Below are 26,330 nucleotides of genomic sequence, written 5' to 3' on the forward strand. Positions count from 1 at the left end.
ACCCTTGCGCTATTCTCGTTTTCCTCCTACCTTAAGGATTAGCTTAATCAAGTGCATGATTTCTTTATCATTTATTCTCTTGGCAATTTTCTCCATGAGAATATGATGTCGTACGTTATCAAAATAGGATTTCAGGTCTACATCAATACATTTTGTATTGCCTTTGATTGCTGCTTTCGCTACTCTGCTTACTGCTTCATGCGCTTTTCTCTTGGGTCTATATCCATATGATCCGTCCTGAAAGTCAGATTCATATATCGGTTCAATTATTAGCTTTAGTGCACTTTGCACTATTCTATCCCGGATGCAGGGTATGTTCAACGTTCTGAGTTTTCCCCCAACTTTTGGTATTTCCTTTCTCCGGTTCCTATTTGGGCTATAGGTTTTGGTTATTAGTTCATGTCTTATTTGCTGAAGATACTTTTCTAAGCCTTCTGCCTCTATCGATTTGAATGTTACCCCATCAATTCCTGGTGCCCCATTGCTTTTCTTTGTTAGCTTATATGCTTCTTCTAGTGTCTCCATCTTGCAGACGTGTACATAGATTCCCCAGAATCGCCATTCCGGTTCTGCTTTCGCTTTGATATATATCTTTCTTCTCAGGTCTTGTAATTTTATTGGCATTTTTGTCATTTTTACCTTTACCTTCCTTTTGTTAAAAGATCTCTACTAGTAGGGTGCCTTTGCTCCATGGGCGTTACCCCACTTCTTCGCTACTACACACCCATCCGCCACCCTTTCATCTTCGGTTCTTTTCCTGTTTTCCAGTTATAGAACCTACCACTCCAAGGTATTTCTCCTTGGGATGAGGAGGGCTTCTCCAGTTGCTTTGTATGTCCTCATTACCATGCTATCACTACCACCCCGCTGAAGTAGAACAATTGTATCAGTCGTTTTTCAACTGCCTATTCTGCTTTCGCCCATTGACCGCTGGCTCAGCCTTCAGTTCTTATCGTTTTCGAGGCCACCTATATGTTTGCTTTCGCTACGGCCTAGTAATTCGCCATTATCCTATGATAACGTTGTCGGTAGGCTTCAACATTTTGCTTTCCCTCCACATTGCTACCCTAGCTACAGGACTTCGACTTTTATCCTGGTGGGTCTACCTCCCACTGAACATACTTGCCTTCTCTGGACACACAATCGACTACGAAAATGTTATTCGAGTAGCTGAAACTAGAATCCAGTTAAATTGGTCAGCATAAAAGTAATGTTGAAATATAACATTTTGATGATGATGAAGAAATGGATCCCAGTGTCAACTACTCGAATGACAGAAGAAGAAAAAGCAAAATTTTGCCTTTTACCGCTAACCTATTATACTTACTTGATAAGTTCTATCGCTTGATTAAATGCATAAAATATTAGTAAGAAGTAACCATAAGCCCTTGATTGGAAAAATCAAGATTAATGGTTCAAAGAATGCCGTCTTGCCAATAATGGCGGCAAGCTTGTTTAGTAATTCTTCAATAACTTTGCATAACGTACCTGATTTAATTGACGTGTATTTGATGTCTGAGCTGCTTAAGAGTCTTGGTGCAGAAGTAAATTTTATATGCAATAAAGACTATAAAGCAAATCACACTTTGGAAATTGACTGTAGCAATATCAATAACTATTTAATATCACATGAAATTGCAAGCAGACTGCGAGCATCTTTTTTAATGCTAGGTCCAATGCTCAGCAGATTTGGTAGAGTTTCAACAGTATTTCCTGGTGGATGTAATATTGGAAAACGTCCTGTTGACATTCATATTAAGGCACTTGAAGCAATGGGAGCTAAAATTGAAATTGATAGCTGTAATATAACTGCAACAACAAAGGGGAAATTGCAAGGCAAAGAAATAACATTTAAAAAAGTAAGTGTTGGTGCAACAGAAAATATAATAATGGCAGCAACACTTGCAGAGGGAGTAACAATAATAAACAATGCTGCAATCGAGCCGGAAGTTCTTGATTTAATAGAGTTTCTGAAGATTATGGGTGCCAATATTGAAGTTAACAACACAAAAATCACAATAGAAGGCGTTGATGAATTAAACGGATGTGTCCACACAATCATACCAGATCGCATAGAGGCCGGTACTTATGCTTTGGCTGCTATCATTACCGACGGCGAGCTAAAGTTAGAAGGAGTAAGTTTGTCTGATATAGAATGTATTGCAAATGAATTGAAGACTATAGGAGCCAGAGTTGAGTTACATGATGATGGTATTATTATTTCTAGAAAAAATGGCTCTATTAAATCTGCTCACGTTGCAACAAATCCATATCCCAACTTTCCCAGTGATATGCAACCACAACTAATGTCTGCTATGTCAATTGCAGGTGGAATATCAATCATTGAAGAGAACGTTTTTGAAAGTAGATTTGCACATGCAAATGAGCTAAGAAAATTAGGTGCTAATATCAGCATCGAAAAAAATAAAGCTACTATAAGTGGAATAAAGAGCTTATCTGGAGCTAATCTATATGCTAATGACTTAAGATCAACGGCAGCTTTGGTGCTTGCTTCTTTGGTGGCTAGAGGAGAAACTACAATAAACAACTCACATCATTTATGGAGAGGATATGAGGCAATGCACGAAAAACTCAATTCATGTGGAGCTGATATCTCTGTTTCATCTTGAGAATATATTATGAATGAGACAACTAAGCGAACTACAGTAAAAGAGATAGATGAAATTCTATACGAAGAACATAAGGTGTTAGATCATGGATTTGTTCGAGTAATTGATTATATGGGCTCTGATAGCGCCATAGTTCAAGCTGCTCGCGTTTCTTATGGAAAGGGAACGAAACAGATAAATCAAGATGAGGCGCTTATAAAATATTTGATGAGAAATCATCATACAACTCCATTTGAAATGTGTGAAATTAAGTTTCACGTGAAACTTCCAATTTTTATTGCAAGACAGTGGATAAGACATAGAACTGCAAATGTGAATGAATATTCCGGAAGGTATTCGATACTTGATAATGAATTTTATATACCAGAACAGGTTGCAAAACAATCTGATAATAATAAACAAGGCAGCGGTGAAGCTTTTGACTCAAGTACTTCAAAAGAAATAATAGATTCTCTAATAAATGATTCTAATTTAGTATATTCTCATTATGAGAAATTTATTGAACAGGGCCTTGCAAGGGAAATTGCCCGAACTAATCTAACACTTAATTACTATACTCAGTTTTATTGGAAAATAGATTTACATAACCTTTTTCACTTTTTAAGGCTTAGAGCTGATCAGCACGCCCAATATGAAATTAGAGTCTATGCAGAAGTTATGTTGGACATAGTAAAGAAATGGGTCCCGCTGGCCTATAATGCTTTCATTGAATACTCCTTAAAATCAGCCTGTATTTCAAAAACTGGTCTTGAAATAATTCGCAAGCTAATAAAAGGAGAAAATGTTACGAGAGAAGAAAGTGGCATTGGTAAAAGAGAATGGGATGAGTTGATGTCTATACTTTGTAAATAACCAAAAAGATCAAGATATGTACGTTCACAGACTTGCAGGTGTGAACAACAATTGATTCATGCCTTTATCAACTGATATATCAATTATTTTTGAATTTGTTCTTTCTGTTATTTCATAAAGCTTTTCAGCTTTCTTTAACATCAGTGTTGCATTTCTAAGCGTAATAAAAATTTCGCAATAATCTGGAGAATTTTCAACATACATATTATATGAATAATGGTTTACAGCAAGTTCTATTGCCCTACAAACTTCCTCTAATGTAAAATTAGCAACTCCTGTATCAGGACAAAAGCCAATCGCTCCTTTACTAGGATCAAAAAATATGTATTTATCATTCTCTGCTTTATATACCAACATAGAATGAGCAATATTCTCGTCATCTTCATCATCTGCTCCATTACAAGCATAACAAGAAAAACTAAATTCTAAGTAGCATCCTATCTCTACATCATTTAAAGCACGTTTGATTTGTTCTTGATTAGTATAGACCCATACCTCTGTTGAAGATAAATCGTTACATGCTTGTTCATATATCGTCTCATCATAAAATGGATCTCCTTCTCGCCTTTCAATGCTCTGAACATCGAGAACAGGTAAGAATTGCAATAAAAACTGCATCATTAATAACTCAATCGTTTGTTCTTTTCTTCCATCAATATAGTCCATAAAATCTTGTTCAGATATAATATTACCAGACTCGAGGAATTGAACAAAATCTTTCCTATTCTCTAATCTTATAAAGGTAATAAAGTAATTTAATGGGTGACATAACCCTTCTTCAGGGTCAAAATCTAAAATTTCTTCAAATCTACTTTTTAATTGTCCAATTCCAGATATGCTATCTGACATGAAATCATTCAAATGAAATTGAATGGCTTGCTCACTTTCAAATAATTTATTATATTGTTCTTCAGCTGATAAATCTGGCGCTTTATATACATATCTACCATTTTCTCTACGTATACCTTCTATATCTTCAACAATACCACGTTCTATATTTTTACTGATAGCAATTTCTTTATTTCCTTGATTCCTTATATTAGTAAATAAATTTAAAGATTCTACAATTTGCTGCTTTGAAAGTGTTTTCTCAACCTCTCCATCTTTAATTTTAGAAAACACTCTAATTTTAGCATTCTCCTTGTCAGTATAGACTTTCAATACAGTAGATTCAGCAATATGATTAACATATTTTGGCATATTGGTTATTAAGATATTAACCATATATCTTAATAATAGAATAATTTATACCATTAGTCAATTAATATATTAATAATAATATTTATTATACAAACTCATCACTTTTATAGAACATCTCATTAAAATCATTCAAAATCTTGATCTTCAATGAGATGTCATGACAGCAGAAGGAAATGCTGGAACGTTTATTTTTGAAAGTAAATTGCATAGCAGATGATGTCATTCCAGTGCTTGACACTGGAATCTAGTTTCACCTTATGATGGTGTTATTCAAGTAGCCTCTATCCAAGTGCCCCTTTGGTGTCATCAGAGTAGCTGACACTGGGATGGCTTTGTTTCATAGCACCTTAAGCAGTGATGGTTTACGACAAATTTATGTAATGATTTCAAATTTAGCCATACCAATACCAGTGAATTTGTTGAGCAAATAGCACTTAATTAGTAATTCTTTTTCACGATTTACTTCAGATTTATTCCTAAACAAATACTTGCTTCAACCTTGAGAAAAATCCTTCTATGTAAGATCTTTTTCCATAAATTGCTTCCTTTTTCCAATCTTTTACACCATCTTGTCCATATAATTTTATTAACCTAATAGCAGCATTTCTGTCAGACATATAATCTATTTTTGAATGTTCTGCTGCATCCTTTTTTGGTAGAACTTTTGTTTTTATATCGTATTTCTTACACAATTTATAAAGTTTTTGCCTATCGTATGCCCTATCTGCATATAATGCTTTTATTTTGTGCTGAAAATTAACTTCTTCAAGCAAATCACAAGTGATCAGAGTAGACGCCATTACTGTATCTTGCAGCTATAGCTTTTTTACTATTCACACTTAACATAACATGTAACTTTCTTACTTGCTCGTAGCTTCGGTACTTTCTATCTGCACTGTTTTCCTTACTGTGGCCAGGAGTGTTACTGTAAATTTGTGCTATCTATGATAATTTCAATATTTTCCATGTTGCTTTTATCAATCCTGCAATCATTTATCTTAATATTAAGTTTTTTTTGATGCTTGTGAATAGCTGCAAATCTCTTCCTATTTGTTGCAAATACCCTTTTATAAACCCGACTGTTTGTCTTAAACCAATTCTAAAGAAACTGACGATTATATGCACTAAAATCACAACTTTATCACTATAAATATAGTTGCCGCCCTGCATTTTTGGACAATTCTCGTACCAATTTTCTATGGCGTCATTGATATAACAAAAAATGCTTCCTCTTTCTTGGAGAAATTTGTTATATTCATGGCAGTTACTGACTCTCATTTTTTGTGGCATATTTTTTCTTCAACAGTTAAATGGCTATTTATAATGAATTTTGTCAGTAACTGCCAGTTCTTTTCACTTGAGCGATGCAACAAAGCCCACTGGGATCCAACTAAGTTGGTAAACACTTTACAACGTTTTTTGCACAAAAGGACTGGATTCTAGCGTCACGCGCTAGAATGACATCAACTTTTGAATTCCAGTTATGCAAGAAATCTATTCATTTGAAACTTGTTTGAGAGTAACCGTTCACGGATTGTGAGAATGAATTAAAGAACTAAGCAGTGACAGCTACTAGATTCTGTAGCTTTTGAAAGGGGTTCTGGCCATTTAGACGTGATGTCAAAAATATCGACAACATTCTTTCCACGAATCTTTCTCCACGTTCTGACCAGGTGAAAAAGCTGTTTTTACGATAAATTACGTACCGTCTAATTTGCCGTTCTGCAAGGTTATTAGTTGTTTCTATCACTTCAGGTTTTCTTAAAAACTTCCACATCATATCCTCAGATCGTAACATCTTAGCGGCCATTCTTGAAGCTTGAGTGCTATTTGCAACCCTCGTCATTTTACGTAAAAAATGTTTTACCCTTTTCCGAATTTTTCGCACCAGTCGATAAAATCTCAAATTATCTATCAAATTTTGTTTTTTTGCCTTATCTACTACAAACACCTTATTGCTGAGCGATTTTAGTGCTTGGCCAATTTTGCTCACTTCAACATTTTTACTATGGGCAAATCTCTCAAAATCTCTTGCCAGATGTGCCCAACATATCTGTCTATTTTCACGATTGAAGTAATTGTATACAGCGTATCTATCGCTCACAACTATACCATCATATTCTGGCAGTAAACTCTTCAACACCTTCTTACCACGAGACTCGCTTACCTTCAGAAGTGTCAACGCTTTGTTTGTTATTACCCAACTCCAGCCTCTCTTTCCTTGATTTCTGTGCCCTGTTTCGTCTATATGCAAATACTCGCTTCCTTGCAACTCTTCCTTCATTTTCTCATATTCAGATGCACACTTCTTCGATACCCTGCGTTCAGTATTTGAGACTAAACCAAGGCTTATATTTAGATTAAAAATACTGCCCAAAATTTGCTGTACCTCTCTTTTTGAGTTAATAAAAAAGCCGCTAAGGCTGCTTATAACTGTTTTAGCATTGGGTCCTAGAAAATCTCTTGCAACACCTTCGGGTAAATTTGCTGTAATTCTTTTATTACATACTCTTATATGTTAAAAACAAGTCTTTATAAATGTCACGAAATGGCGGTATAAAGACACGCAGAGAGGAGGAACCGTACATACTCTTGGTCATAAGGACCGTTTTGCAGCAAGGTTCTCCTCTCTGGTTTATTATACTGAAAGTTCCGAACAACTGGTTGAGCTTTTAGGCTCGTATATAAGGGTGGAAAATGCAGTATACACATTATTTATGGAGGGATTATGAATTTATCAAATATTATTACTGGCATTGATATTAGCAAAAATAAACTAGATATCCATATTCATCCACTTGGACATCATAAAGTATTTGAAAATAACGTTCAAGCTATTGATCAAATAATCGACTTTTTGCGTTTACATAACGTAACCAAAGTTGGACTTGAAGCAACTGGTGGGTACGAAAAATTATGTGCTTATACTTTATTAAGCCATGGTTTTGAAGTATATGTCATTCAACCAAGATGGGTGAGAGATTATGCAAAAAGCCTTGGTATTGCTACTAAAACTGATAAAATAGACTGTAGCATCATCTCACGTTATGTTAGTAATACAGACATGCGTGTCACTCCTTTAAAAGTTAGTAGTATTGACTGTTTGAAGCAAAAATTATCTCGCAGGAATCAACTAGTAGAAATAGCAAAAATACAAAAAACCCAAGCTCATCAAGTAACCGATTTATCTATAATCAAACAAATGGAAGAGCTACTTGCAGTTTTACAAAATCAAATTCAAGTCTTAGAAGATGAGGTAATGGAATTAGTCGATAAAAATCAAGAGCTTAAAAAAAAGTACATGTCAATAACTAGTATACCTGGTGTAGGTGCAATAACAGCTATTACTTTTATTTGTTATCTACCCGAGCTTGGAACTCTCCAACATAAAGAAATATCCAGCCTTTCCGGAGTTGCACCTTTTAATCGAGATAGTGGTTTTAGTAAGGGAAAAAGGTGTATTCAGGGTGGTAGATCACAAATTAGAAAGGTTTTACATATGTGCATTCTTAGTGCGCAAAGGTACAATTCTTATATAAAAATCTTCTTTGATAGGCTATACAATCAATATAAAAAACCATATAAAGTTACCTCTACTGCTGCAATGAGAAAATTACTTATCCTTGCTAACTCTTTAGTAAGAGACGGTAGACTGTTTACTGAGGAGTATAGCCCTAAAACTGCTTCTATATAGCAATAGCATAGCTGTGAATAAGTACGCCCACACAAATTTTAAGTACTTATTCACAGCTACATCAATTTTTCTATTGACTTTTAACACAACTGCTACAATGTCCTCTTTGCAACCTGTACTCAGTTACAATTGGCTTAATTTCTGGCAACTCTGCCTTCTGATGAATAATTTCATCTTCTAAAGTAATCTTACCTCCACACATACAAATTGTATCAATTGTGCATCTCACTACCTCGTCTGCAGCCATTAATTCACGCTTATGCACCTTATGTCCTGGCTGACCTCCTGGTTTTTTATCACTTTTCTTTTTTGCTTTCTTACGATATATATCTCGTGATGGTGGCAGCGATGAATTTTGCGAATTTAAGCCCAATTTGTCTTCTAATTCAACTATTTTTGCTTTCAAGCTATCATTTTCTCTGATCAGTGCTTTTATTTCTTCCTTGAGATTAGCGTTTTCTGCTACAACCTTTTCTTGCAGCACTGTTGTCATTTACCCATTCCATATTTAGCTTCCTATCTCTTTACACTTTTATACTTACTTTGTAAACCACCTTATCTCCGTGAACGGTTACATAAAAAGTTACTTTCCTTGTTATGACAATAAATCCTTATTTTTGATCTGCAGAGTAGCTTTCTCTAACGTTAGGGATATAATTGTTCCACTTTCCAATTGCTTTTCTCAACAAGAGTATATCTAAATCTAGTGTGTCTCCTATATTCACCTTCTTGCCAAAATTCAATTACCTTTGGGATTACGCAAAATCCCACCCAAAAGTCAGGACGAGAAACTTGTATATTGTGAAATTCTTTCTCTTTCAATTCTATAGCCTGCTCAAAATCTTGCCAATTTTTCAGAACTCTTGATTGTTTTGAGCACCACGCGCTAATTTGACTATCACGTGCTCGAGAGGAGAAATATTCGTCAGCCTTTTTGCCGTTTAGAAGCCTAACTTCTCCTTCAATTCGTACTTGTCTAGAAAATTCTGTCCAATGAAATACGAGTGCAGCTTTGGGATTCTCAGTCAATTCTTTTCCTTTTCTACTATTTACGTTAGTAAAGAACACAAAACCTTCTTTACTATATTCCTTTAGTAATACCACTCTTGCAGATGGAATGCAGTCTTTGCTACACGTTGCTAGCGTCATTGCAGTTGACTCTTTACACGGAAAATTAAGTACTTCTTGATACCACTTTGAGAACAAATCAAAAGGATCTTTTTCAGGTAAGAGTGTCATATGCAAAAATAAAATTTAATTCTGACATGCATTGCAAAAATAAGTGCTACGACCATTCTGTCGTATAAGTGTTATGATATTGTTGCAGATTCTGCAAGGTTTTTGCACTTTACCATATACGTAAAAGTTATTTTGAAAGTATCCAGCAGATCCAGATGGTTGTGCATAATCTTTCAGTGTTGAACCACCAGCAGCAATTGCATCACTCAGAGTATTTTTTATTTCGATAGCAAGTTTTTCGCACTCTATATATGTTAAATCTTGTGCTAGCCTAAGTGGTGATATGCGAGCTCTAAATAAGCTCTCAGAAGCATATATGTTACCTACGCCAACTATTAGCTTATTATTCATTAATACTGATTTGATATTTGCTTTTCTGTTCTTTAGCAACTTCTGTAAATAATTTCCGTCAAATTCATCTGTGAGGGGTTCTATTCCTAGGTTATTAAAAAAATTTAGTTCTTGCTCTCTGTTTAAAACAATCACTAATCCAAACCTTCTTGGGTCATTAAAGATTAGTGAAGTGTTGTCAGAAAATAAGAATATCACATGATCATGTTTGTTCTGTGCTTGATTGTCTTCAGCATATATAAGCTTTCCGCTCATGCCAAGATGTATGATGACAGCCATACTACCATCTATATTCGAGATTATATATTTACCTCTACGCTTGATATCATTTATAACTTTGCCCTTTAGCAAATCATCAATATTCTTCGTTATTGGTACACGCAAATTCCAATTATTGACTGTAACATTACTTATTTTCTTATTTTTGATTTTATCAAATAAGAAGTTAGAGATTACTTCCACTTCTGGGAGTTCTGGCATCTTGTCTACTCTGTTGCTGTTTTTTTCTTTTTAGAATATTTTGCTTTAAAGCTTTTGCCAATCTTTTTCTCTCTTCTTCTTTTTCCTTATTTTTTTTCATGTTATTCATTATCATAATACGTGAACTTGCCGTTGTAGCTCAGGTGGTAGAGTACGTCATTGGTAATGACGAGGTCCCAAGTTCGAATCTTGGTAACGGCAGTTTAGAGGACGATATTCATAAAGTCAATCCTCTAGATGCTAATTAGATTATAGAAAAACGTCTAGTAAATACCTTTTATACACTACCATTAAGCTGCTTTTTCAGTATCACTATTCAATAATACCTGCCGTAATTTTTCTTTAGAAAATCCATGCATTAAAAGAAATTGTATAATCCTTTGCCAAAAATCCCTCACAATATACTGAAGGATTATTAAAACTTACGTTGGCAGGGTTAAACCTGTTACCATAACTTCCCCCACCACAAATATTTTCATAACAACACTGCTTACAATCATCAGGCCTATTTTCCATATCACTCAAAAAGTTGTTAAAATTTATCTGATAAGAACTTAGCCCAACTAGTATTGCTGATGTTATATTCGACAAATTTATGAGGGACACATGTTCTCCTTGAGAAATAAGATCATTGAACTTATCAATCATTTCCATCGATATATGAGGCTTTCGATTGCGCCACGATTGGTCAGCTTTATTAAAATAATAGCAGTAGGTGCAATTAATATTACACCTTTCTATAGTTTTAAGTATAACACCAGCCTTCACTAACATACCTCACATTCAAATTGACAGTAACTATTGTGCTTAAAGTAATTACTTCTATCGTGGAAATTACCTGGACACTTCCTTACCCTTTCCGCTATTAATTTTACTTAAGTCTTCTGTAATCTTATCTGCCCAGCATATATTACCATGTCCTCCACCATCTCTATCAAACTGACAATGGCTACTGTGATTATTTCTACCATAAAAATTACCTGAAAGTTTCTCTATTCTTTTAAGTATAATACTACTACTAACTTGACCAATATTAACGCTAAGACGCTCTAATAATAAATCCACTTGTTTTTCTTTATTGTTTACCATAATTATTTTGCTTTAAAATAGCAAACTCTAGGTTTACTATAGCTTTTGTCAAGCATTTATTTGAGCTATTTATATATTGGAGTGCTACTCGTTATTTTGTTGGCTTTCAAATGTATAACTTTCGGTATCTTGTTTTCAAGGACTTTTAACTTAATATTACCACTATTAAAGTCAATACTATAACACTTTAGTTCTTGACCATTCTTGAGTCCCATATTATGGCAATCACTACCTAATTTAACCCCACGTATTTTTTGTAGCTCTAGACTTCTGGTTAAGTTAAAGCATATATCACTATACTTATCAGTATCTTGGAAAGTTAAATTTTTATTGAGTAATCTACTAGGTAACAAACTGAGAAGTATGCTAGAATCTCTTATAGAGGCTATGATGTCTTTTATAAAAGACTCTGGTAAGTAATGTTTTAAATGACTTGCAAATAAGTCAACATTAAAATTAACTTGCTTTGAAGTTATTTCACTTATTATACTATTTATAGTAGTCAATAAGTTATACCTTCCATTACTAACCTCATTTAATTTCTCATCAATTATCATTGCAAGAATAAAACCTCTGTTATAGCTCAACATGCTTATGTTTTGATCAAGTAAATGATTTTGATTTATTTTTTCGAAATCAATATCAGGTATTAAAGAATTACAATATTCTTTTAAAGTAATATTAATTATTTTTAAGTACTCATCTTTATCAATAAGTTTCGTGTCAAGTAAGGTTTTCACTCCATAAAATTCCGTAAATCCTTCAAAAAACCACTTATATTTTATTTCATTTTTCTTATCGTTGTCTTGCTCTATTATATGTCCTATATATCTGTGAATTAATTCATGTGATATCACTCTAGTATAATCTTTGATATTTTTTTTTAAGCTTCCCTCAATAATTACATAGTCCTTTCCTGCAGCACCTGTAGTTCTACTAAGATTTGGATTATCAACAAGTATAGCTCTTTTCATAATAATCCGGAAAGTTCATAGAAAAGCAGAATCAACAGCATGACGAAAAGATGTGAATAGAGGGATGTTTTTCCTAGCTCTATTTTTTATAGCAAACCAATGATGCTCAATTTTATTGAAATCTGGGGAATACGTAGGAAGATACAAAATTTCAGCACCAACTCCTTTAGCAAATCTTATTAGACTTATGAAAAGTAGCATTATCAAGGATAACAGTTTGTCCAGGTTCCAAAATCGGTGTCAAAAACTGCTCAAACCATTTATTAAAGATATCCATATTACAATGGCCCTCAAATGTTAACGGAACAACTATTTTTCTACCATTTAGAGCTGCAATCATGCTAATTCGTTGAGTTTTCTTTCCAGATTTTAGGGCATAAAACCGCTGTCCTTTCTGAGAATATCCATAGGGATAGTCTTCGGTATTATCAATACCAGATTCATCTATATATACTAAGTTTTGAGGTTCTTTTGTTGCTATAATTTTCAAAAATTCAGCACGTTTTTCTTCATTCCTTTCTTTGTATCCATATGTCTTTTTTTTCGTGTGAGTCCAATTTTTTTAAGAGCTCGATGAATCGTTGGGATACTAACATTACTCCAAAGCTTAGCCATTTCCGATAGAGTTTTTCCACCGTGTTTTTTGGCAAATTCAGTAAATTTATTCCAGTCGGTAATTTTGTGATTATAACCTCCATTTCCAAGTTTTTTCGACTGAAAATCTCCTGTTTCTTTTTTTCTTTGCTGCCACTCCCATAATGTAGTTCTTCCAATTTTAAATCTTGCTGCTACCGTTTCTCTGCTTTCCCCTTCGTCTAGCACTTCCATTGCTTTTTTTCTTAAATCATAACTATATGCTGCTGGCATACTTACCTTCACTACTATAAACTCTTATTTTAACCCGTTTGGACCATTATGAAAAGAGCTATACTATATTATACGGCTTACTTTCTAGTATGAATAAGTTATCTTGAGCTAAGATAATTTTATTAATAATATTTACAAGACTGATACTATTATGAGCATTGGTATAAAGCTTATTTCTTTTATCAAGATCAAAACTTCTAAAATTGCCAGTTCTAATAATTTTTTCTATATTATCAAAAGGTTTTCTAAAAGGTAGAAAATTAGGTAATTTTTTCAAATTTGATGAAGAGTTATCTAAAGCAATAGCAGAGTGCGTATACTGAATGTATATAAGGAAAAAGCAAACAATATAATTGAATAAACTGTGTACGTTTTTAAGCTTAATATTTGCCATAAATAAAACAGGACATTGAAGAAGTGTAAGTAATCACGATTAAGCAAATATAATTTATTGCTAAGTAGGTGATAAGGATAATTTTAATTATCTCTTTAAAACTTTACTCTTCCCATATTATTGAACACCTTATAATAAAGACTGAGAAGAAAGTTACAAAGGATTGTATATTCTTATCATCATAGCGCTGTTACTACAGTAATAACACTAAGAATAACTATAAGTTTCTTTGAATGATAGTTGAATTTTGATTGAAATTTTGAGGCTATAAAAACCGCAGGTACCAGTTGGTTTTTATTAGCTAAAGTAAACGTCAAATATCTGGAATTCTGGACATAAAATCCTCCTTTGAAAAAAAAGATTAGAAAAAAATGCAATGCACATACGACAGAAATTAAGTATGTGTGTATGCACCCACATACGCTGAAGAGGATACGCTACATTTTTTTATGAGTTTAATAAAAAAAGTCTGCAGACAAAGATAAATTTTTGAGCTCTAAAAGTATAGCTCTTTTCATAATAGTCCAAAAAGAGTAAGATATGGATTGATAGTAGTGGAAGGTAAGGATGCCAGTAGCATATAGTTATGACTTAAGAAAAAAGGTAATGGAAGCATTGGATGAAGGAGAGAGTGGAGAAACTGTTGCCAAGAGATTTAAGATCGGAAAAACAACTTTATATGAGTGGAAGAAAAGACGTGAGAAAACGGGAGATTTTCAGTCAAAAAAGCCTGGAAGCGTGGCATAAAATTACCGACTGGAATGCATTTGCCGAATTTGCAAATGAGCAAGGTGGCAAAACTCAGTCAGAGATGCTGGGGCAATATTAGTAGACAAACAATTCATCGAGCACTTAAAAATATAGGATTCACAAGAAAAAAAAGACCTACGGATATAAAGAAAGAAATGAAGAAAAGCGAGCTCAATTTTCAAAGGTTATAGCAACAAAAGAACCTAAAGAATTAGTGCATATAGATGAGTCTGGCATTGATAACACTGAACCTATGGGTATTGCCAGAAAGGACAGCGGTTTTATGCCCTAAAATCTGGGAAGAAAACTCAACGAATTAGCATGGTTGCAGCCTTAAGTGGAAGAAAAATAATTGCTCCGTTAACCTTTGAAGGCCACTGCAATATGGATATCTTTAATAAATGGTTTGAGCAGTTTCTGACACCGATTGGCTTTGTTGCATAGCTAGTGTTGGTTGAGGTTATTGTAAGGAGAAAAGCTTATGGTTACTAACGCATTTTGTTGTAAAATAGGCATTTTTCAAACAAGTATAACTTATGCCACAAAAAATGAGAGTAAGTAACCAAAGAGAATATAATGAGTTTCTAAAAAAAAGAGGAAATGTTTTTCATTTTGTTAATCAAGCCATAGAAAATTGGTATGAAAATAGTCCAAAAGTTGCAGGTGGCAATAACACTTATAGTGATAAAGTTGTAATTTTAATACACATAATAGTTCATCTTTTTAGAATTGGCTTGAGACAAGCTGTAGGTTTTGTAAAAGGTTATATGGTACAAATAGGCAAAAAACTTAAGATTATCAGCTATACACAAGCTTCCAGAAGATTTAAAAAGCTTAATTTGAAGATTGATGACCATAGAAGCAATAAAGATGATCTGGAAAATGTTGAAATTGCCGTAGATAGCACTAGAGTTAGTATCTACAATAATAACGGTGGGCATAGTAAGCTTAATATTCGAAAAAGAAAATACAGTGGTTATGGTCAAGTAAGAAAATTACATGTTATTTTAAACATAAATGATAAGAAAGCAATAAGCATGAACTACACTAGTGGTGTTGCTGTAGACTATTTGCCGGTCTGCGATATGTTAGAAGAAGTCAGTGATAAATATAACATTTGTTCTATTCGAGCAGATGCGGCTTATGATATAAAAAGTGTGTATAAAGAATGCAGAAAATACAATATTGTGCCTATTATTCGCCCTAGGAAGGATACTAAAATTTGTTTAGCTGACTACTTATCAGAAAGAAACAAGTATATTAGTAGAATTAGGTCATATGAGAATTATGAAGATGGTATTAATGAATGGAAGAAAAAAGTTAAGTATGGAGCACGGTCTTATATTGAAGTCTTTTTCTATAGGTTGAAGCAAATATTTGGGTTTGGCTTGAAAAATAAATCAGAGGTAAATCGTGAAAAAGAGCTGTTAATTAAGTGCTACTTACTGAACAAATTTACTGATATTGGTATGGCTAAATTTAAATTAGCTGCGTAAGTTCATTGTGATTTACATGCCTATCAGTGCTATGCAACAAAGCCACACCGATTTTGGAACCTGGACAAACTGTTATCCTTGATAATGCTACTTTTCATAAGTCTAATAAGATTTGCTAAAGGAGTTGGTGCAGAAATTTTATATCTTCCTCCATATTCTCCAGATTTTAACAAAATTGAGCATCATTGGTTTGCTATAAAAAACAGAGCTAGGAAAAACATCCCTCTATTCACATCTTTTCGTCATGCTGTTGATTCCGCTTTTCTATAAGCTTTTCGGACTATTATGAAAAGAGCTATATCTCTAATTGTAGTTATAATCAGATTTAAAATATGTGGAAGTAATTTTTAGCTAAAGTAAGAATATATTGTAGAAAAAAGAATCCAAAAGTTAGCGTTATTGGTAATCCAAGCGCTAGTCTTGGTGTAACGGCACTGTAGACCTTACAATAAAGACTGAGAGGAAAGTTACAAAGGAAGATTATCATGCTTCTTCCATATTCTTTCTACTTTCTTGTTTTTAAGTAGCTCTAATGCTTTGTGAAAGTGATGCCTTGTTTTACTTGGCACTATAATGTCATCAATGTATCCATGTGATGCAGCAAAAAATGGATTAGCAAATTTCTCTTTATATTCTTTGATTAACGTTTGCTGTTCTTTTTCATGCCTAAATATAATTTCAACTGCACTTTCAGGGCCCATTACAGCTATCTCAGCGGTTGGCCAAGCATAATTTATATCACCTTTTAAATGCTTTGAGTTCATAACAATATATGCACCACCATACGCTTTTCTAGTGATAAGGCTAATTTTCGCCACGGTCGCTTCAGCGTAAGCGTAAAGCAGTTTCGCTCCGTGTTGTATTATATTATTGTATTCTTGATTCGTGCCAGGTAAAAACCCTGGAACATCAATAAGTGTGATGATGGGAATGTTAAATGCGTCACAAAATCTTACAAACCTTGCAGCTTTTCTTGAAGAGTCAATATCCAAGCATCCTGCAAGGTGCATAGGTTGATTTGCAACAACACCAATAGTATTTCCTCCAATTCTGCCAAAGCCAATTATGATGTTACGAGCAAAATCGGGTTTTAGTTCAAAAAATTTCCTTTCATCACACACCTTTTCAATGAGTTCATACATATCATAAGGAGTATTAGGATTACTAGGAACTAGAGTGTTCAAAGATTCATCAACATCATCAATTAAGTCGCAGATTGGTACAGTTTTTGGCAACTCTTGATTATTTGCTGGCAAAAAGGTGAAGAATTTTCGCATTTCTAGTAGCATTTCAACTTCATTATTGAATGCAAAATCTGCTACTCCTGTTTTGCTCGTATGAATTTTTGCTCCACCGAGATCTTCGTGGCTTACGTTCTCGTATGTAACTTTTTTCACTACATCTGGTCCGGTTATAAACATGTATGAGCTATTTTTTACCATGAAAATAAAATCGGTTAGCGCTGGAGAGTAAACTGCACCGCCAGCACATGGGCCCATGATTAGAGAGATTTGTGGTATAACGCCTGATGCATTTACATTCCTTTGAAAAATTTCTCCGTAACCAGCAAGGGAATTTACTCCTTCTTGGATTCTGGCTCCACCAGAATCGTTTAGTCCGATAATTGGAATTCTGGCATTAATTGCCATATCCATAATTTTGCATATTTTTTTTGCATGTGATGCACCAAGTGATCCACCAAAGACAGTGAAATCCTGAGAATAAACAAAAACTTTTCTGCCATAAATAGTACCATGGCCAATTACAACTCCATCACCTAAAAAATCAGCATTTTGCATGCCAAAATCAGTTGCGTGATGCTTCACAAACTTATCATACTCTTGAAATGAATTTTCATCGAGCAATATACTCAGCCTTTCTCTAGCGGTTAGCTTTCCTTTTTCATGTTGCTTGTTAACTCTATCAGGACCTCCTCCTTTTTCGGCTTCTAATGTTTTGATCTTTAGAGTTTCTAGTATTTCAGAGTCTTGCATGTAGTAAAATAACTTTCAAATTGGTTGTAAACTTTATTGAGCTTACAAATCCTATTGATTATACACATACACCGTTGCTGCATGCAACGGTGTATGTGTACGATAATTAATGCGCTAGCAATTTCTATTTAATATTTTGAGAATGCTGAGACTCACTAACATTCTGTGCACTTGCACTTGTTACACCTGTTGATGGATTAATTGTTATAACTTCTCTTTCAATTCCTTGTAAGTTTGAAGCCAATGAGACCAATTTTGCTAGAGTCATGTCATTATATTTATCCATCTTCTTATTCTCATAATAGCCAATTTTTATTTTTACAGCTTTGTTTTCCTCGAAGTCCTCAGGACTTATATTATCACTTAAATCAGTACAAAATACGTTACCATTTTCACTAATATTTAAAGCAATACTGCAATCTCTATCACCCACTTTCCAGTTAAATTTAATTATACAAGACTCATTTAGTATGTGATAAAGCCTTACACCATCATCACTTTGTGAAACACGCACCAACCTTTTATCTTCTGGAGATACCAATGTAAAAGCTCCAATTTTTGGATTACTATCCTTTAAGGCTTTACCAGGAAATGAGTTATCAAATTTTAACTCACCTCTGCCTTCTTTTAACGATACCCATGCAGTAAATGATTTATCTTCTTTTCCTCTCAACCTCACATCTACAGAATCATTACCTGTATATTCAGCAATTCCTTTTCGAATTACACTCAGAAATTTCTTAGTTTCTTCATCATTGTCACTCAAAAAAAGCTCCTTATTTTCATGTGACCGGGATGGCTTTGTTGCATAGCTAGTGTTGGTTGAGGTTATTGTAAGGAGAAAAGCTTATGGTTACTAACGCATTTTGTTGTAAAATAGGCATTTTTCAAACAAGTATAACTTATGCCACAAAAAATGAGAGTAAGTAACCAAAGAGAATATAATGAGTTTCTAAAAAAAAGAGGAAATGTTTTTCATTTTGTTAATCAAGCCATAGAAAATTGGTATGAAAATAGTCCAAAAGTTGCAGGTGGCAATAACACTTATAGTGATAAAGTTGTAATTTTAATACACATAATAGTTCATCTTTTTAGAATTGGCTTGAGACAAGCTGTAGGTTTTGTAAAAGGTTATATGGTACAAATAGGCAAAAAACTTAAGATTATCAGCTATACACAAGCTTCCAGAAGATTTAAAAAGCTTAATTTGAAGATTGATGACCATAGAAGCAATAAAGATGATCTGGAAAATGTTGAAATTGCCGTAGATAGCACTAGAGTTAGTATCTACAATAATAACGGTGGGCATAGTAAGCTTAATATTCGAAAAAGAAAATACAGTGGTTATGGTCAAGTAAGAAAATTACATGTTATTTTAAACATAAATGATAAGAAAGCAATAAGCATGAACTACACTAGTGGTGTTGCTGTAGACTATTTGCCGGTCTGCGATATGTTAGAAGAAGTCAGTGATAAATATAACATTTGTTCTATTCGAGCAGATGCGGCTTATGATATAAAAAGTGTGTATAAAGAATGCAGAAAATACAATATTGTGCCTATTATTCGCCCTAGGAAGGATACTAAAATTTGTTTAGCTGACTACTTATCAGAAAGAAACAAGTATATTAGTAGAATTAGGTCATATGAGAATTATGAAGATGGTATTAATGAATGGAAGAAAAAAGTTAAGTATGGAGCACGGTCTTATATTGAAGTCTTTTTCTATAGGTTGAAGCAAATATTTGGGTTTGGCTTGAAAAATAAATCAGAGGTAAATCGTGAAAAAGAGCTGTTAATTAAGTGCTACTTACTGAACAAATTTACTGATATTGGTATGGCTAAATTTAAATTAGCTGCGTAAGTTCATTGTGATTTACATGCCTATCAGTGCTATGCAACAAAGCCAGTCTGGACGTAACCGTTCACGGATTGTGAGAATGAATTAAAGAACTAAGCAGTGACAGCTACTAGATTCTGTAGCTTTTGAAAGGGGTTCTGGCCATTTAGACGTGATGTCAAAAATATCGACAACATTCTTTCCACGAATCTTTCTCCACGTTCTGACCAGGTGAAAAAGCTGTTTTTACGATAAATTACGTACCGTCTAATTTGCCGTTCTGCAAGGTTATTAGTTGTTTCTATCACTTCAGGTTTTCTTAAAAACTTCCACATCATATCCTCAGATCGTAACATCTTAGCGGCCATTCTTGAAGCTTGAGTGCTATTTGCAACCCTCGTCATTTTACGTAAAAAATGTTTTACCCTTTTCCGAATTTTTCGCACCAGTCGATAAAATCTCAAATTATCTATCAAATTTTGTTTTTTTGCCTTATCTACTACAAACACCTTATTGCTGAGCGATTTTAGTGCTTGGCCAATTTTGCTCACTTCAACATTTTTACTATGGGCAAATCTCTCAAAATCTCTTGCCAGATGTGCCCAACATATCTGTCTATTTTCACGATTGAAGTAATTGTATACAGCGTATCTATCGCTCACAACTATACCATCATATTCTGGCAGTAAACTCTTCAACACCTTCTTACCACGAGACTCGCTTACCTTCAGAAGTGTCAACGCTTTGTTTGTTATTACCCAACTCCAGCCTCTCTTTCCTTGATTTCTGTGCCCTGTTTCGTCTATATGCAAATACTCGCTTCCTTGCAACTCTTCCTTCATTTTCTCATATTCAGATGCACACTTCTTCGATACCCTGCGTTCAGTATTTGAGACTAAACCAAGGCTTATATTTAGATTAAAAATACTGCCCAAAATTTGCTGTACCTCTCTTTTTGAGTTAATAAAAAAGCCGCTAAGGCTGCTTATAACTGTTTTAGCATTGGGTCCTAGAAAATCTCTTGCAACACCTTCGGGTAAATTTGCTGTAATTCTTTTATTACATACTCTACAATGTCCTCTTTGCAACCTGTACTCAGTTACAATTGGCTTAATTTCTGGCAACTCTGCCTTCTGATGAATAATTTCATCTTCTAAAGTAATCTTACCTCCACACATACAAATTGTATCAATTGTGCATCTCACTACCTCGTCTGCAGCCATTAATTCACGCTTATGCACCTTATGTCCTGGCTGACCTCCTGGTTTTTTATCACTTTTCTTTTTTGCTTTCTTACGATATATATCTCGTGATGGTGGCAGCGATGAATTTTGCGAATTTAAGCCCAATTTGTCTTCTAATTCAACTATTTTTGCTTTCAAGCTATCATTTTCTCTGATCAGTGCTTTTATTTCTTCCTTGAGATTAGCGTTTTCTGCTACAACCTTTTCTTGCAGCACTGTTGTCATTTACCCATTCCATATTTAGCTTCCTATCTCTTTACACTTTTATACTTACTTTGTAAACCACCTTATCTCCGTGAACGGTTACGATACTGTAGTATGTTCTATTACTAAAGGTCATGACAAAAAAGGCGTTAAATCTGATGTCTCATATACACAAGAGCCTATATCAGAAATGTCTAAGGTCAATGTGAGAGAATTAGCAAATAGGTTCCGCGGCTAATCATTATTGGATTTTTCTAATAACAATTGCTTAAGATTTTATAAACTGTGCATATAGTACTCTATAAGAGAAAGAGAAGTGTGACAGCTTCTCTCTTTCTTAACCACTTGCTGAAGAACGTTTATCTTCTGTGGCATCTGGTGATGGAGCAACTAATCTGCTCAAAATCTCATCTTTTGGTCCCATATCATAAATAACACCATCTGACATGATAATCACTTTATCAACTACGGATAGTAACGGTAGCTTATGAGTGATGATAACAGTGGTAGTATTTTGCTTTCTTGCAACATTGATTGCATTAATCAAGCGCGCCTCTCCATTACTGTCTAAGTTAGCATTCGGTTCATCAAGCACTAAAAGCTTAGTATTACCATAAAAAGCCCTTGCAAGTCCAAGAAGCTGTTTTTGGCCACCAGAGAGTATTACTCCTCCAGGTCCTCCTATTGTTGTATCATACCCATTTGGTAAGCTCAGTATTAATTCATGTATTCCTGCAATTTTTGCTGCTTTGATTATTTCTTCAGGATTTGGGTCTGGTCTCATTCGAGCAATATTAGCTTTAACACTAGTGTTGAACAACTCAATATCTTGAGGTAAGTAGCCAACATAATTACCAAAATTTTCTCGATTCCAAGTGTATACATCAGCACCATCTAGTCTGACTACACCAGATATGGGTTTCCATACACCAACAATTAGCTTGGCAATGGTGGACTTACCAGAAGCGCTTGCGCCAATAACACCAACTACATCCCCTGGTTCTATTAAAAATGATATTCCTTTTACTGTTGGCTTATTACTCCCATAAGGAGTAAAGAATACTCTATCAAATTCCAACTTCCCTTCAGGCTCTGGTAGAGCCATAGTTTGCTCTCTTTTTGGTGATGTTAGGATAAGTCTTTGCAGCCTGCCATATGACATTTTGGCTTGATTTAAAAATTTCCAAGTATGAACTGCTGCATCAAATGGAGCCAATACTCTACCCATCAAAATTGAGGCAGCAATGATACTACCAGCAGTTTTGTGAGCTGTGATTGCGAGTAATGCACCTGTTCCAATTACTGAAATTTGGAGAGTCGAGCGTAAAAACTTAGTAATCCCAGTAATCACATTAGAACGATTCTGCGCTGTAACTTGCATTGCACGATTTTGATCATTCCGTTTACACCAATCAGAAACTATAAATTCTGACATACCCATAGCTTCAACCACCTCTGCATTTCGTGTTGCAACATCTATAGCATTAATATTACGTATAGTTTCTTCATTGGTTTCTCTCAATATACGCTTAGTAGCAAGTTCATTCCATACTGCCATTGAAACTAATATAATAATTCCGGCAATAGCTATAAACCCTGTAGAGGTATGTATCATAAAGATGAAAACAAGGTAAATTAACGACCATGGAGTATCAAATAGTGAAAATATACCATTTCCTGTAATGAAATTTTTTATTACCCCAAGATCTCGTATTGCTTCACCGCTGGAAGTTGAGCTCTGCACTGATGTTAGCCTAATTGACCTTACTATTAGGTCTGGTGTTGCAGTTTTATCAATCCAGTCGCCAATTTTTGCCATGGCTAAATATCGACAAGTTTCAAGCATTGCAGAACATGCAAACGCAGATAAAGTAATAATCGTCAGCATAACTAATGTTGATACACTCTCGCTCGATATCACTCGATCAAGTACCTGAGAAGTATAGAGTGGCAAAAATAACATCAACGCATTAATCCCTGAACTAAACCAGAAAATGAACCAAAACGCACTCTTGCATTTCTCTAGACAAGTGTATAGTATACTTTGCTTTAATTCTTTTTTTATTGATGGAGTAATTTCCACAATCTTCCTTTTAACTTAACTATATGCACCATATATAACTTTTATTTCAAAAGTATTAACAGCTATTGCCTTACCCTATCGTTAATATAATAAAATGTTAACATATGCGAATAGGAAAACATAAACTTTTTTATAGCAAGACTATCTAATTCCTTCTCTACTATAATCTTATACGATAGCCTTGCCAATTGTTCTATGTTTTCCTTATCTACTACTCAATGACAGTTTACTATAATGCTTACTATCACTCCTCTGAAAGTTGATGCTATCAGAGTCAGTGATTACAATCTGCATCTATTTTCCTCTTTCTATATGATCAGGAAGTATTACATATTCCAATGATCTAGCTGTAATTGCTCTTTTTCTCACACAAGATGGACTTGAATATAACCTTGGTCTATATCTTTCGAATTTAAAACAGTCAACAGTAATCCCCTCCTCAAAGTTAGAAAGTATTAGAGATGGAGATTTACTAACTTCCTTATCACTCACAGAATTATTTGCACTACCATAACTCACATGACGCGCTGCACTATGATTGTTACCACACTCTTCTCTTGAGGTTGAACCGCTTGGATTAAAAGGAGTCGAAAATGTTGAATACCCATTGGTATCACCAAATCGTTTTATCAACCCACAGTTTTCTTCATTCATTTTTGTAATATTCTCTTGATTAGCACCTTCTGATAAGCTTGATGAAGCAATAAGATCTTCTTTTTTCTTACTAAAGATATTGCCTATTTTTAGCTTGGTTGCAACATTCTTGAATTTGTTTTTCGGAGCTTTTGGTTTAATTTCTGGATGCTCATTTATAGTAATTACACATGATGGATTATCTAACTTGTCCATTGTATTTTGTACTCTACTGTTGCGTCTTGAAAACAGACTAAGTTTTGCTGTTAAATCATTCAAAACAGGTGAACTTTTTCTACCTTCTAAAGACTTATTCGAACATGGTACTGCACTACCACCCCTACTCATTTTCTGAGGAGAAATATTGAGTTTGTCTTTACTCTCTAATCTAGTTTCATGCGTAAACTTGTAAAGTTCATTTTCCAATCGTGAAATATCTTCTGCATTCTTTATTAATAGTTCCAATATTGAGTTGTATTCCTCCAAATCATGATCCTCTACTTTTGTCTTAGCTAACTTTCCTGTAGCCTCTTCAATTCTGTTCATTTTTTCAGTATAGTTTTCTATCTTACGTTTAACAGGTTCTTTTTGAAGGCCAATCACTAAGTTGTATAAGATAAGTAAAAATGATATCGAAGAAAATGCAATGGAAATCCAGGTAAGAATTTCTTCCTTTTCAGGTTCTGCATTATTATACTTAACGCAAACAGAAATAATCACACTTGATATTGACATGGCCAGATTATAGTAGTCTAGAAGCTTTTTGCTTCTTTCTTGATCTTCCATATTAAGTCTATCATATTTCCTTTTTTTGTTTTCCCTTATTTCATAAAAGAAATCTAAAAATAACCTCAAGATATTTGTGTCGCCATGTTTAAAAGCATAATCTAAAGCTGTTTTTTTTGCATTATCCTTTATATCAAAATTTATCTTCTTATTTACAGTTTTCTCTTCGGTGCTGATTGTTAGGTAGAATAAGGCTTTAATAGCTTTTTCCCTTAAGCGCTCATTTTGTTTACGCTTTTCTAAAACCAACTTTTTCAAAAATTGACCTTGCTTAAAATCCTCATTTATAGTTTTTTCAAAATCATTATCACTCATTACAAGATAGTGTAATGCTGTTCTTCCAGATTTAGATACAACATTTAACATTTTCTTATTATAGGGGTAATGATTATCTGTCATAAAATATTCTATTAACTCAGCATTAAGGCTCATGGCAGCTAAATGTAGAGGTATAAGCCCTTGACTGTTTGTGTTAAAAAGTGGTACTGTGTTCCTAATAATTGACTTAGCAATACTTTCAATAACATACTGAGAGAATCCTATGTCGTCGGCAAGAGCAGCCATGTGTAACGGTGTATTGTCATTTTCATCATATAACACTTTGATGTTAGCAGCCACCTTTTTACCTACAAGTTCTTTTGACACAAATTCAAGACATTCCTTATTGCCGCTCAAAATAGCTGCAAATAACAACTTTTTTTGTGTATTTTGTTCTAAAAAAATACCCTTTGGGCTTTTTTTTACCAAATACTTAACGCATTCTACTCTTCCACTGAGGATAGATAAGTGTAGTAAAGTTTGTCCATCCTTATTTTTCTTACTTAATATTTCTCCCACTCTCTCTTTTTTAAAAAGGTGCTCAAGGCATGATTTATTACCAACACGTGCTGCCATATGAAAGACGGTGTCACCGTTGCTATTCTCACGCAAAACCTCTTGATAAACGTCAAATTTCTTCTCTTCCAACTTTTTTTCTATCATGCTTAAAAACGATAAATCAAGTTGGGCAGCAAAATGTAAAGGGGTGTTTCCTTCATTATTACTCTTATTTATTTGCATGCTTCTGTCTATTAATAGACTCACACATTTTTTTCTTAGTTCTGTTTCTGTATTACTCGATAGAGCTAAGTGTAGGGCCATATTTCCTTTGCGTGTTTCTGTGCTTAAATCGTAATCAGGAAATTTATTGAGTAAAAATGTTAGACAATCATACTTCCCGTACATTGCAGCTAAATGTACAAGATCTCTTCCATACTCACCTTTGGATTGAAGTATGCTATTTCCTATATTTTCATAAAATAGCTCTATACAATATGTATTACCATGTATAATAGCAATATGTAAGGGGGTGTTACCTTGTTTATTCTGAACAATTTTTGCACCTGATTTAATAAACAATTCTATTAGCTGTTTATTTCCATGTTTTGCAGCTATATGCAATGGGGTGTTACCATCTACATTTTCTTGATTAATTTTACTGTTTAGTCGTAACCGTTCACGCAATGGCGTCAACTTAAGAGCCTTCATTAG

At 34.1% G+C, this 26,330-nt stretch carries 20 protein-coding genes, 1 tRNA gene and 5 pseudogenes; 9 read left to right on the forward strand and 17 right to left on the reverse strand.

Annotated features, from left to right (window positions below; genetic code table 11):
- Positions 1 to 9: 9 nt before the first annotated feature.
- The gene (locus tag OPR58_RS00440; protein ID WP_265022252.1) at positions 10 to 633 is read right to left on the reverse strand and encodes a reverse transcriptase domain-containing protein; all 624 of its coding nucleotides are present in this window, start codon (positions 631 to 633) and stop codon (positions 10 to 12) included.
- Between the two features lie 719 nt (positions 634 to 1,352).
- On the opposite strand from OPR58_RS00440, the gene murA reads away from it, so the two are divergent.
- Entirely contained in the window at positions 1,353 to 2,630 is a 1,278-nt protein-coding gene (gene murA, locus OPR58_RS00445; RefSeq protein WP_265022750.1) for a UDP-N-acetylglucosamine 1-carboxyvinyltransferase, read from the forward strand.
- A 9-nt stretch (positions 2,631 to 2,639) separates the two neighbouring features.
- Positions 2,640 to 3,482 carry an FAD-dependent thymidylate synthase gene (gene thyX / locus OPR58_RS00450; protein ID WP_265022751.1) on the forward strand — a complete coding sequence of 281 codons (843 nt, stop codon included), beginning with the start codon at positions 2,640 to 2,642 and terminating at the stop codon, positions 3,480 to 3,482.
- A gap of 24 nt (positions 3,483 to 3,506) precedes the next feature.
- Here thyX and OPR58_RS00455 read toward each other — a convergent pair whose 3' ends face one another.
- The 3 genes and pseudogenes from OPR58_RS00455 to tnpC (OPR58_RS00470) form a co-directional block, all read right to left on the reverse strand.
- Positions 3,507 to 4,706, reverse strand: a complete 1,200-nt coding sequence (locus OPR58_RS00455) for a hypothetical protein (RefSeq protein ID WP_265022752.1) — start codon at positions 4,704 to 4,706, stop codon at positions 3,507 to 3,509.
- A 349-nt stretch (positions 4,707 to 5,055) separates the two neighbouring features.
- Positions 5,056 to 5,972, reverse strand: a pseudogene (locus OPR58_RS11360) (IS5 family transposase).
- Positions 5,973 to 6,237: 265 nt separating this feature from the next.
- A complete protein-coding gene (gene tnpC, locus OPR58_RS00470) occupies positions 6,238 to 7,197 on the reverse strand; it encodes an IS66 family transposase (RefSeq protein WP_320109902.1) in 960 nt (319 codons plus the stop codon).
- A gap of 213 nt (positions 7,198 to 7,410) precedes the next feature.
- On the opposite strand from tnpC (OPR58_RS00470), the gene OPR58_RS00475 reads away from it, so the two are divergent.
- Positions 7,411 to 8,376 (forward strand): IS110 family RNA-guided transposase, encoded by a 966-nt coding sequence (locus OPR58_RS00475; protein ID WP_264336652.1) that lies wholly within the window; start codon positions 7,411 to 7,413, stop codon positions 8,374 to 8,376.
- A 70-nt stretch (positions 8,377 to 8,446) separates the two neighbouring features.
- Here OPR58_RS00475 and OPR58_RS00480 read toward each other — a convergent pair whose 3' ends face one another.
- From OPR58_RS00480 to OPR58_RS00495, 4 genes are all read right to left on the reverse strand, one after another.
- On the reverse strand, positions 8,447 to 8,869 hold the full coding sequence (locus OPR58_RS00480) for a DUF6444 domain-containing protein (RefSeq protein WP_265022563.1): 423 nt from the start codon (positions 8,867 to 8,869) through the stop codon (positions 8,447 to 8,449).
- Between the two features lie 152 nt (positions 8,870 to 9,021).
- The gene (pdxH, locus tag OPR58_RS00485) at positions 9,022 to 9,615 is read right to left on the reverse strand and encodes a pyridoxamine 5'-phosphate oxidase (RefSeq protein ID WP_265022754.1); all 594 of its coding nucleotides are present in this window, start codon (positions 9,613 to 9,615) and stop codon (positions 9,022 to 9,024) included.
- 15 nt (positions 9,616 to 9,630) lie between these two features.
- Entirely contained in the window at positions 9,631 to 10,446 is an 816-nt protein-coding gene (mutM, locus tag OPR58_RS00490) for a bifunctional DNA-formamidopyrimidine glycosylase/DNA-(apurinic or apyrimidinic site) lyase (RefSeq protein ID WP_064085772.1), read from the reverse strand.
- Entirely contained in the window at positions 10,412 to 10,561 is a 150-nt protein-coding gene (locus OPR58_RS00495) for a hypothetical protein (protein ID WP_010403672.1), read from the reverse strand. The genes mutM and OPR58_RS00495 overlap by 35 nt, the downstream gene beginning before the upstream one ends.
- A gap of 13 nt (positions 10,562 to 10,574) precedes the next feature.
- Here OPR58_RS00495 and OPR58_RS00500 point away from each other — a divergent pair.
- A tRNA-Thr gene (locus OPR58_RS00500) sits at positions 10,575 to 10,647 on the forward strand.
- A 141-nt stretch (positions 10,648 to 10,788) separates the two neighbouring features.
- Here the strand turns inward: OPR58_RS00500 and OPR58_RS00505 are convergent.
- From OPR58_RS00505 to OPR58_RS00520, 4 genes and pseudogenes are all read right to left on the reverse strand, one after another.
- Positions 10,789 to 11,094, reverse strand: coding sequence for a hypothetical protein (locus OPR58_RS00505; RefSeq protein WP_265022755.1), 306 nt, complete (start codon positions 11,092 to 11,094; stop codon positions 10,789 to 10,791).
- Positions 11,095 to 11,280: 186 nt separating this feature from the next.
- Positions 11,281 to 11,535 (reverse strand): hypothetical protein, encoded by a 255-nt coding sequence (locus OPR58_RS00510; protein ID WP_139686717.1) that lies wholly within the window; start codon positions 11,533 to 11,535, stop codon positions 11,281 to 11,283.
- Between the two features lie 65 nt (positions 11,536 to 11,600).
- Entirely contained in the window at positions 11,601 to 12,509 is a 909-nt protein-coding gene (locus tag OPR58_RS00515; protein ID WP_265022756.1) for a M61 family metallopeptidase, read from the reverse strand.
- A gap of 15 nt (positions 12,510 to 12,524) precedes the next feature.
- A pseudogene (locus OPR58_RS00520) lies at positions 12,525 to 13,376 on the reverse strand (IS630 family transposase).
- Between the two features lie 961 nt (positions 13,377 to 14,337).
- On the opposite strand from OPR58_RS00520, the pseudogene OPR58_RS00525 reads away from it, so the two are divergent.
- From OPR58_RS00525 to OPR58_RS00535, 3 genes and pseudogenes are all read left to right on the forward strand, one after another.
- A pseudogene (locus OPR58_RS00525) lies at positions 14,338 to 14,949 on the forward strand (IS630 transposase-related protein); the annotation flags it as partial.
- Between the two features lie 107 nt (positions 14,950 to 15,056).
- Positions 15,057 to 16,016 (forward strand): IS5 family transposase, encoded by a 960-nt coding sequence (locus OPR58_RS00530; RefSeq protein WP_265022212.1) that lies wholly within the window; start codon positions 15,057 to 15,059, stop codon positions 16,014 to 16,016.
- 44 nt (positions 16,017 to 16,060) lie between these two features.
- Positions 16,061 to 16,286, forward strand: a pseudogene (locus tag OPR58_RS00535) (transposase); the annotation flags it as partial.
- A gap of 197 nt (positions 16,287 to 16,483) precedes the next feature.
- Here the strand turns inward: OPR58_RS00535 and OPR58_RS00540 are convergent.
- Positions 16,484 to 18,010 carry an acyl-CoA carboxylase subunit beta gene (locus tag OPR58_RS00540; RefSeq protein WP_265022757.1) on the reverse strand — a complete coding sequence of 509 codons (1,527 nt, stop codon included), beginning with the start codon at positions 18,008 to 18,010 and terminating at the stop codon, positions 16,484 to 16,486.
- A 124-nt stretch (positions 18,011 to 18,134) separates the two neighbouring features.
- Positions 18,135 to 18,776, reverse strand: a complete 642-nt coding sequence (locus OPR58_RS00545; protein WP_265022758.1) for a hypothetical protein — start codon at positions 18,774 to 18,776, stop codon at positions 18,135 to 18,137.
- A 138-nt stretch (positions 18,777 to 18,914) separates the two neighbouring features.
- Here OPR58_RS00545 and OPR58_RS00550 point away from each other — a divergent pair, with 138 nt between their 5' ends.
- Positions 18,915 to 19,874, forward strand: a complete 960-nt coding sequence (locus tag OPR58_RS00550; protein WP_265022212.1) for an IS5 family transposase — start codon at positions 18,915 to 18,917, stop codon at positions 19,872 to 19,874.
- Positions 19,875 to 19,963: 89 nt separating this feature from the next.
- Here OPR58_RS00550 and tnpC (OPR58_RS00555) read toward each other — a convergent pair whose 3' ends face one another.
- A complete protein-coding gene (tnpC, locus tag OPR58_RS00555; protein WP_253309750.1) occupies positions 19,964 to 21,319 on the reverse strand; it encodes an IS66 family transposase in 1,356 nt (451 codons plus the stop codon).
- A gap of 70 nt (positions 21,320 to 21,389) precedes the next feature.
- On the opposite strand from tnpC (OPR58_RS00555), the gene OPR58_RS00560 reads away from it, so the two are divergent.
- Complete coding sequence (locus OPR58_RS00560; RefSeq protein WP_265022759.1) at positions 21,390 to 21,536, forward strand: hypothetical protein; 147 nt, start codon at positions 21,390 to 21,392, stop codon at positions 21,534 to 21,536.
- A gap of 99 nt (positions 21,537 to 21,635) precedes the next feature.
- On the opposite strand, the gene OPR58_RS00565 is transcribed toward OPR58_RS00560, so the two are convergent.
- Both OPR58_RS00565 and OPR58_RS00570 read right to left on the reverse strand, forming a co-directional pair.
- Positions 21,636 to 23,381 (reverse strand): type I secretion system permease/ATPase, encoded by a 1,746-nt coding sequence (locus OPR58_RS00565; RefSeq protein ID WP_265022760.1) that lies wholly within the window; start codon positions 23,379 to 23,381, stop codon positions 21,636 to 21,638.
- Between the two features lie 294 nt (positions 23,382 to 23,675).
- A pseudogene (locus OPR58_RS00570) lies at positions 23,676 to 26,288 on the reverse strand (ankyrin repeat domain-containing protein); the annotation flags it as partial.
- Between the last annotated feature and the right edge of the window lie 42 nt (positions 26,289 to 26,330).

This window comes from Wolbachia endosymbiont (group B) of Ischnura elegans (assembly GCF_947251585.1).
Classification (GTDB): Bacteria; Pseudomonadota; Alphaproteobacteria; order Rickettsiales; family Anaplasmataceae; genus Wolbachia.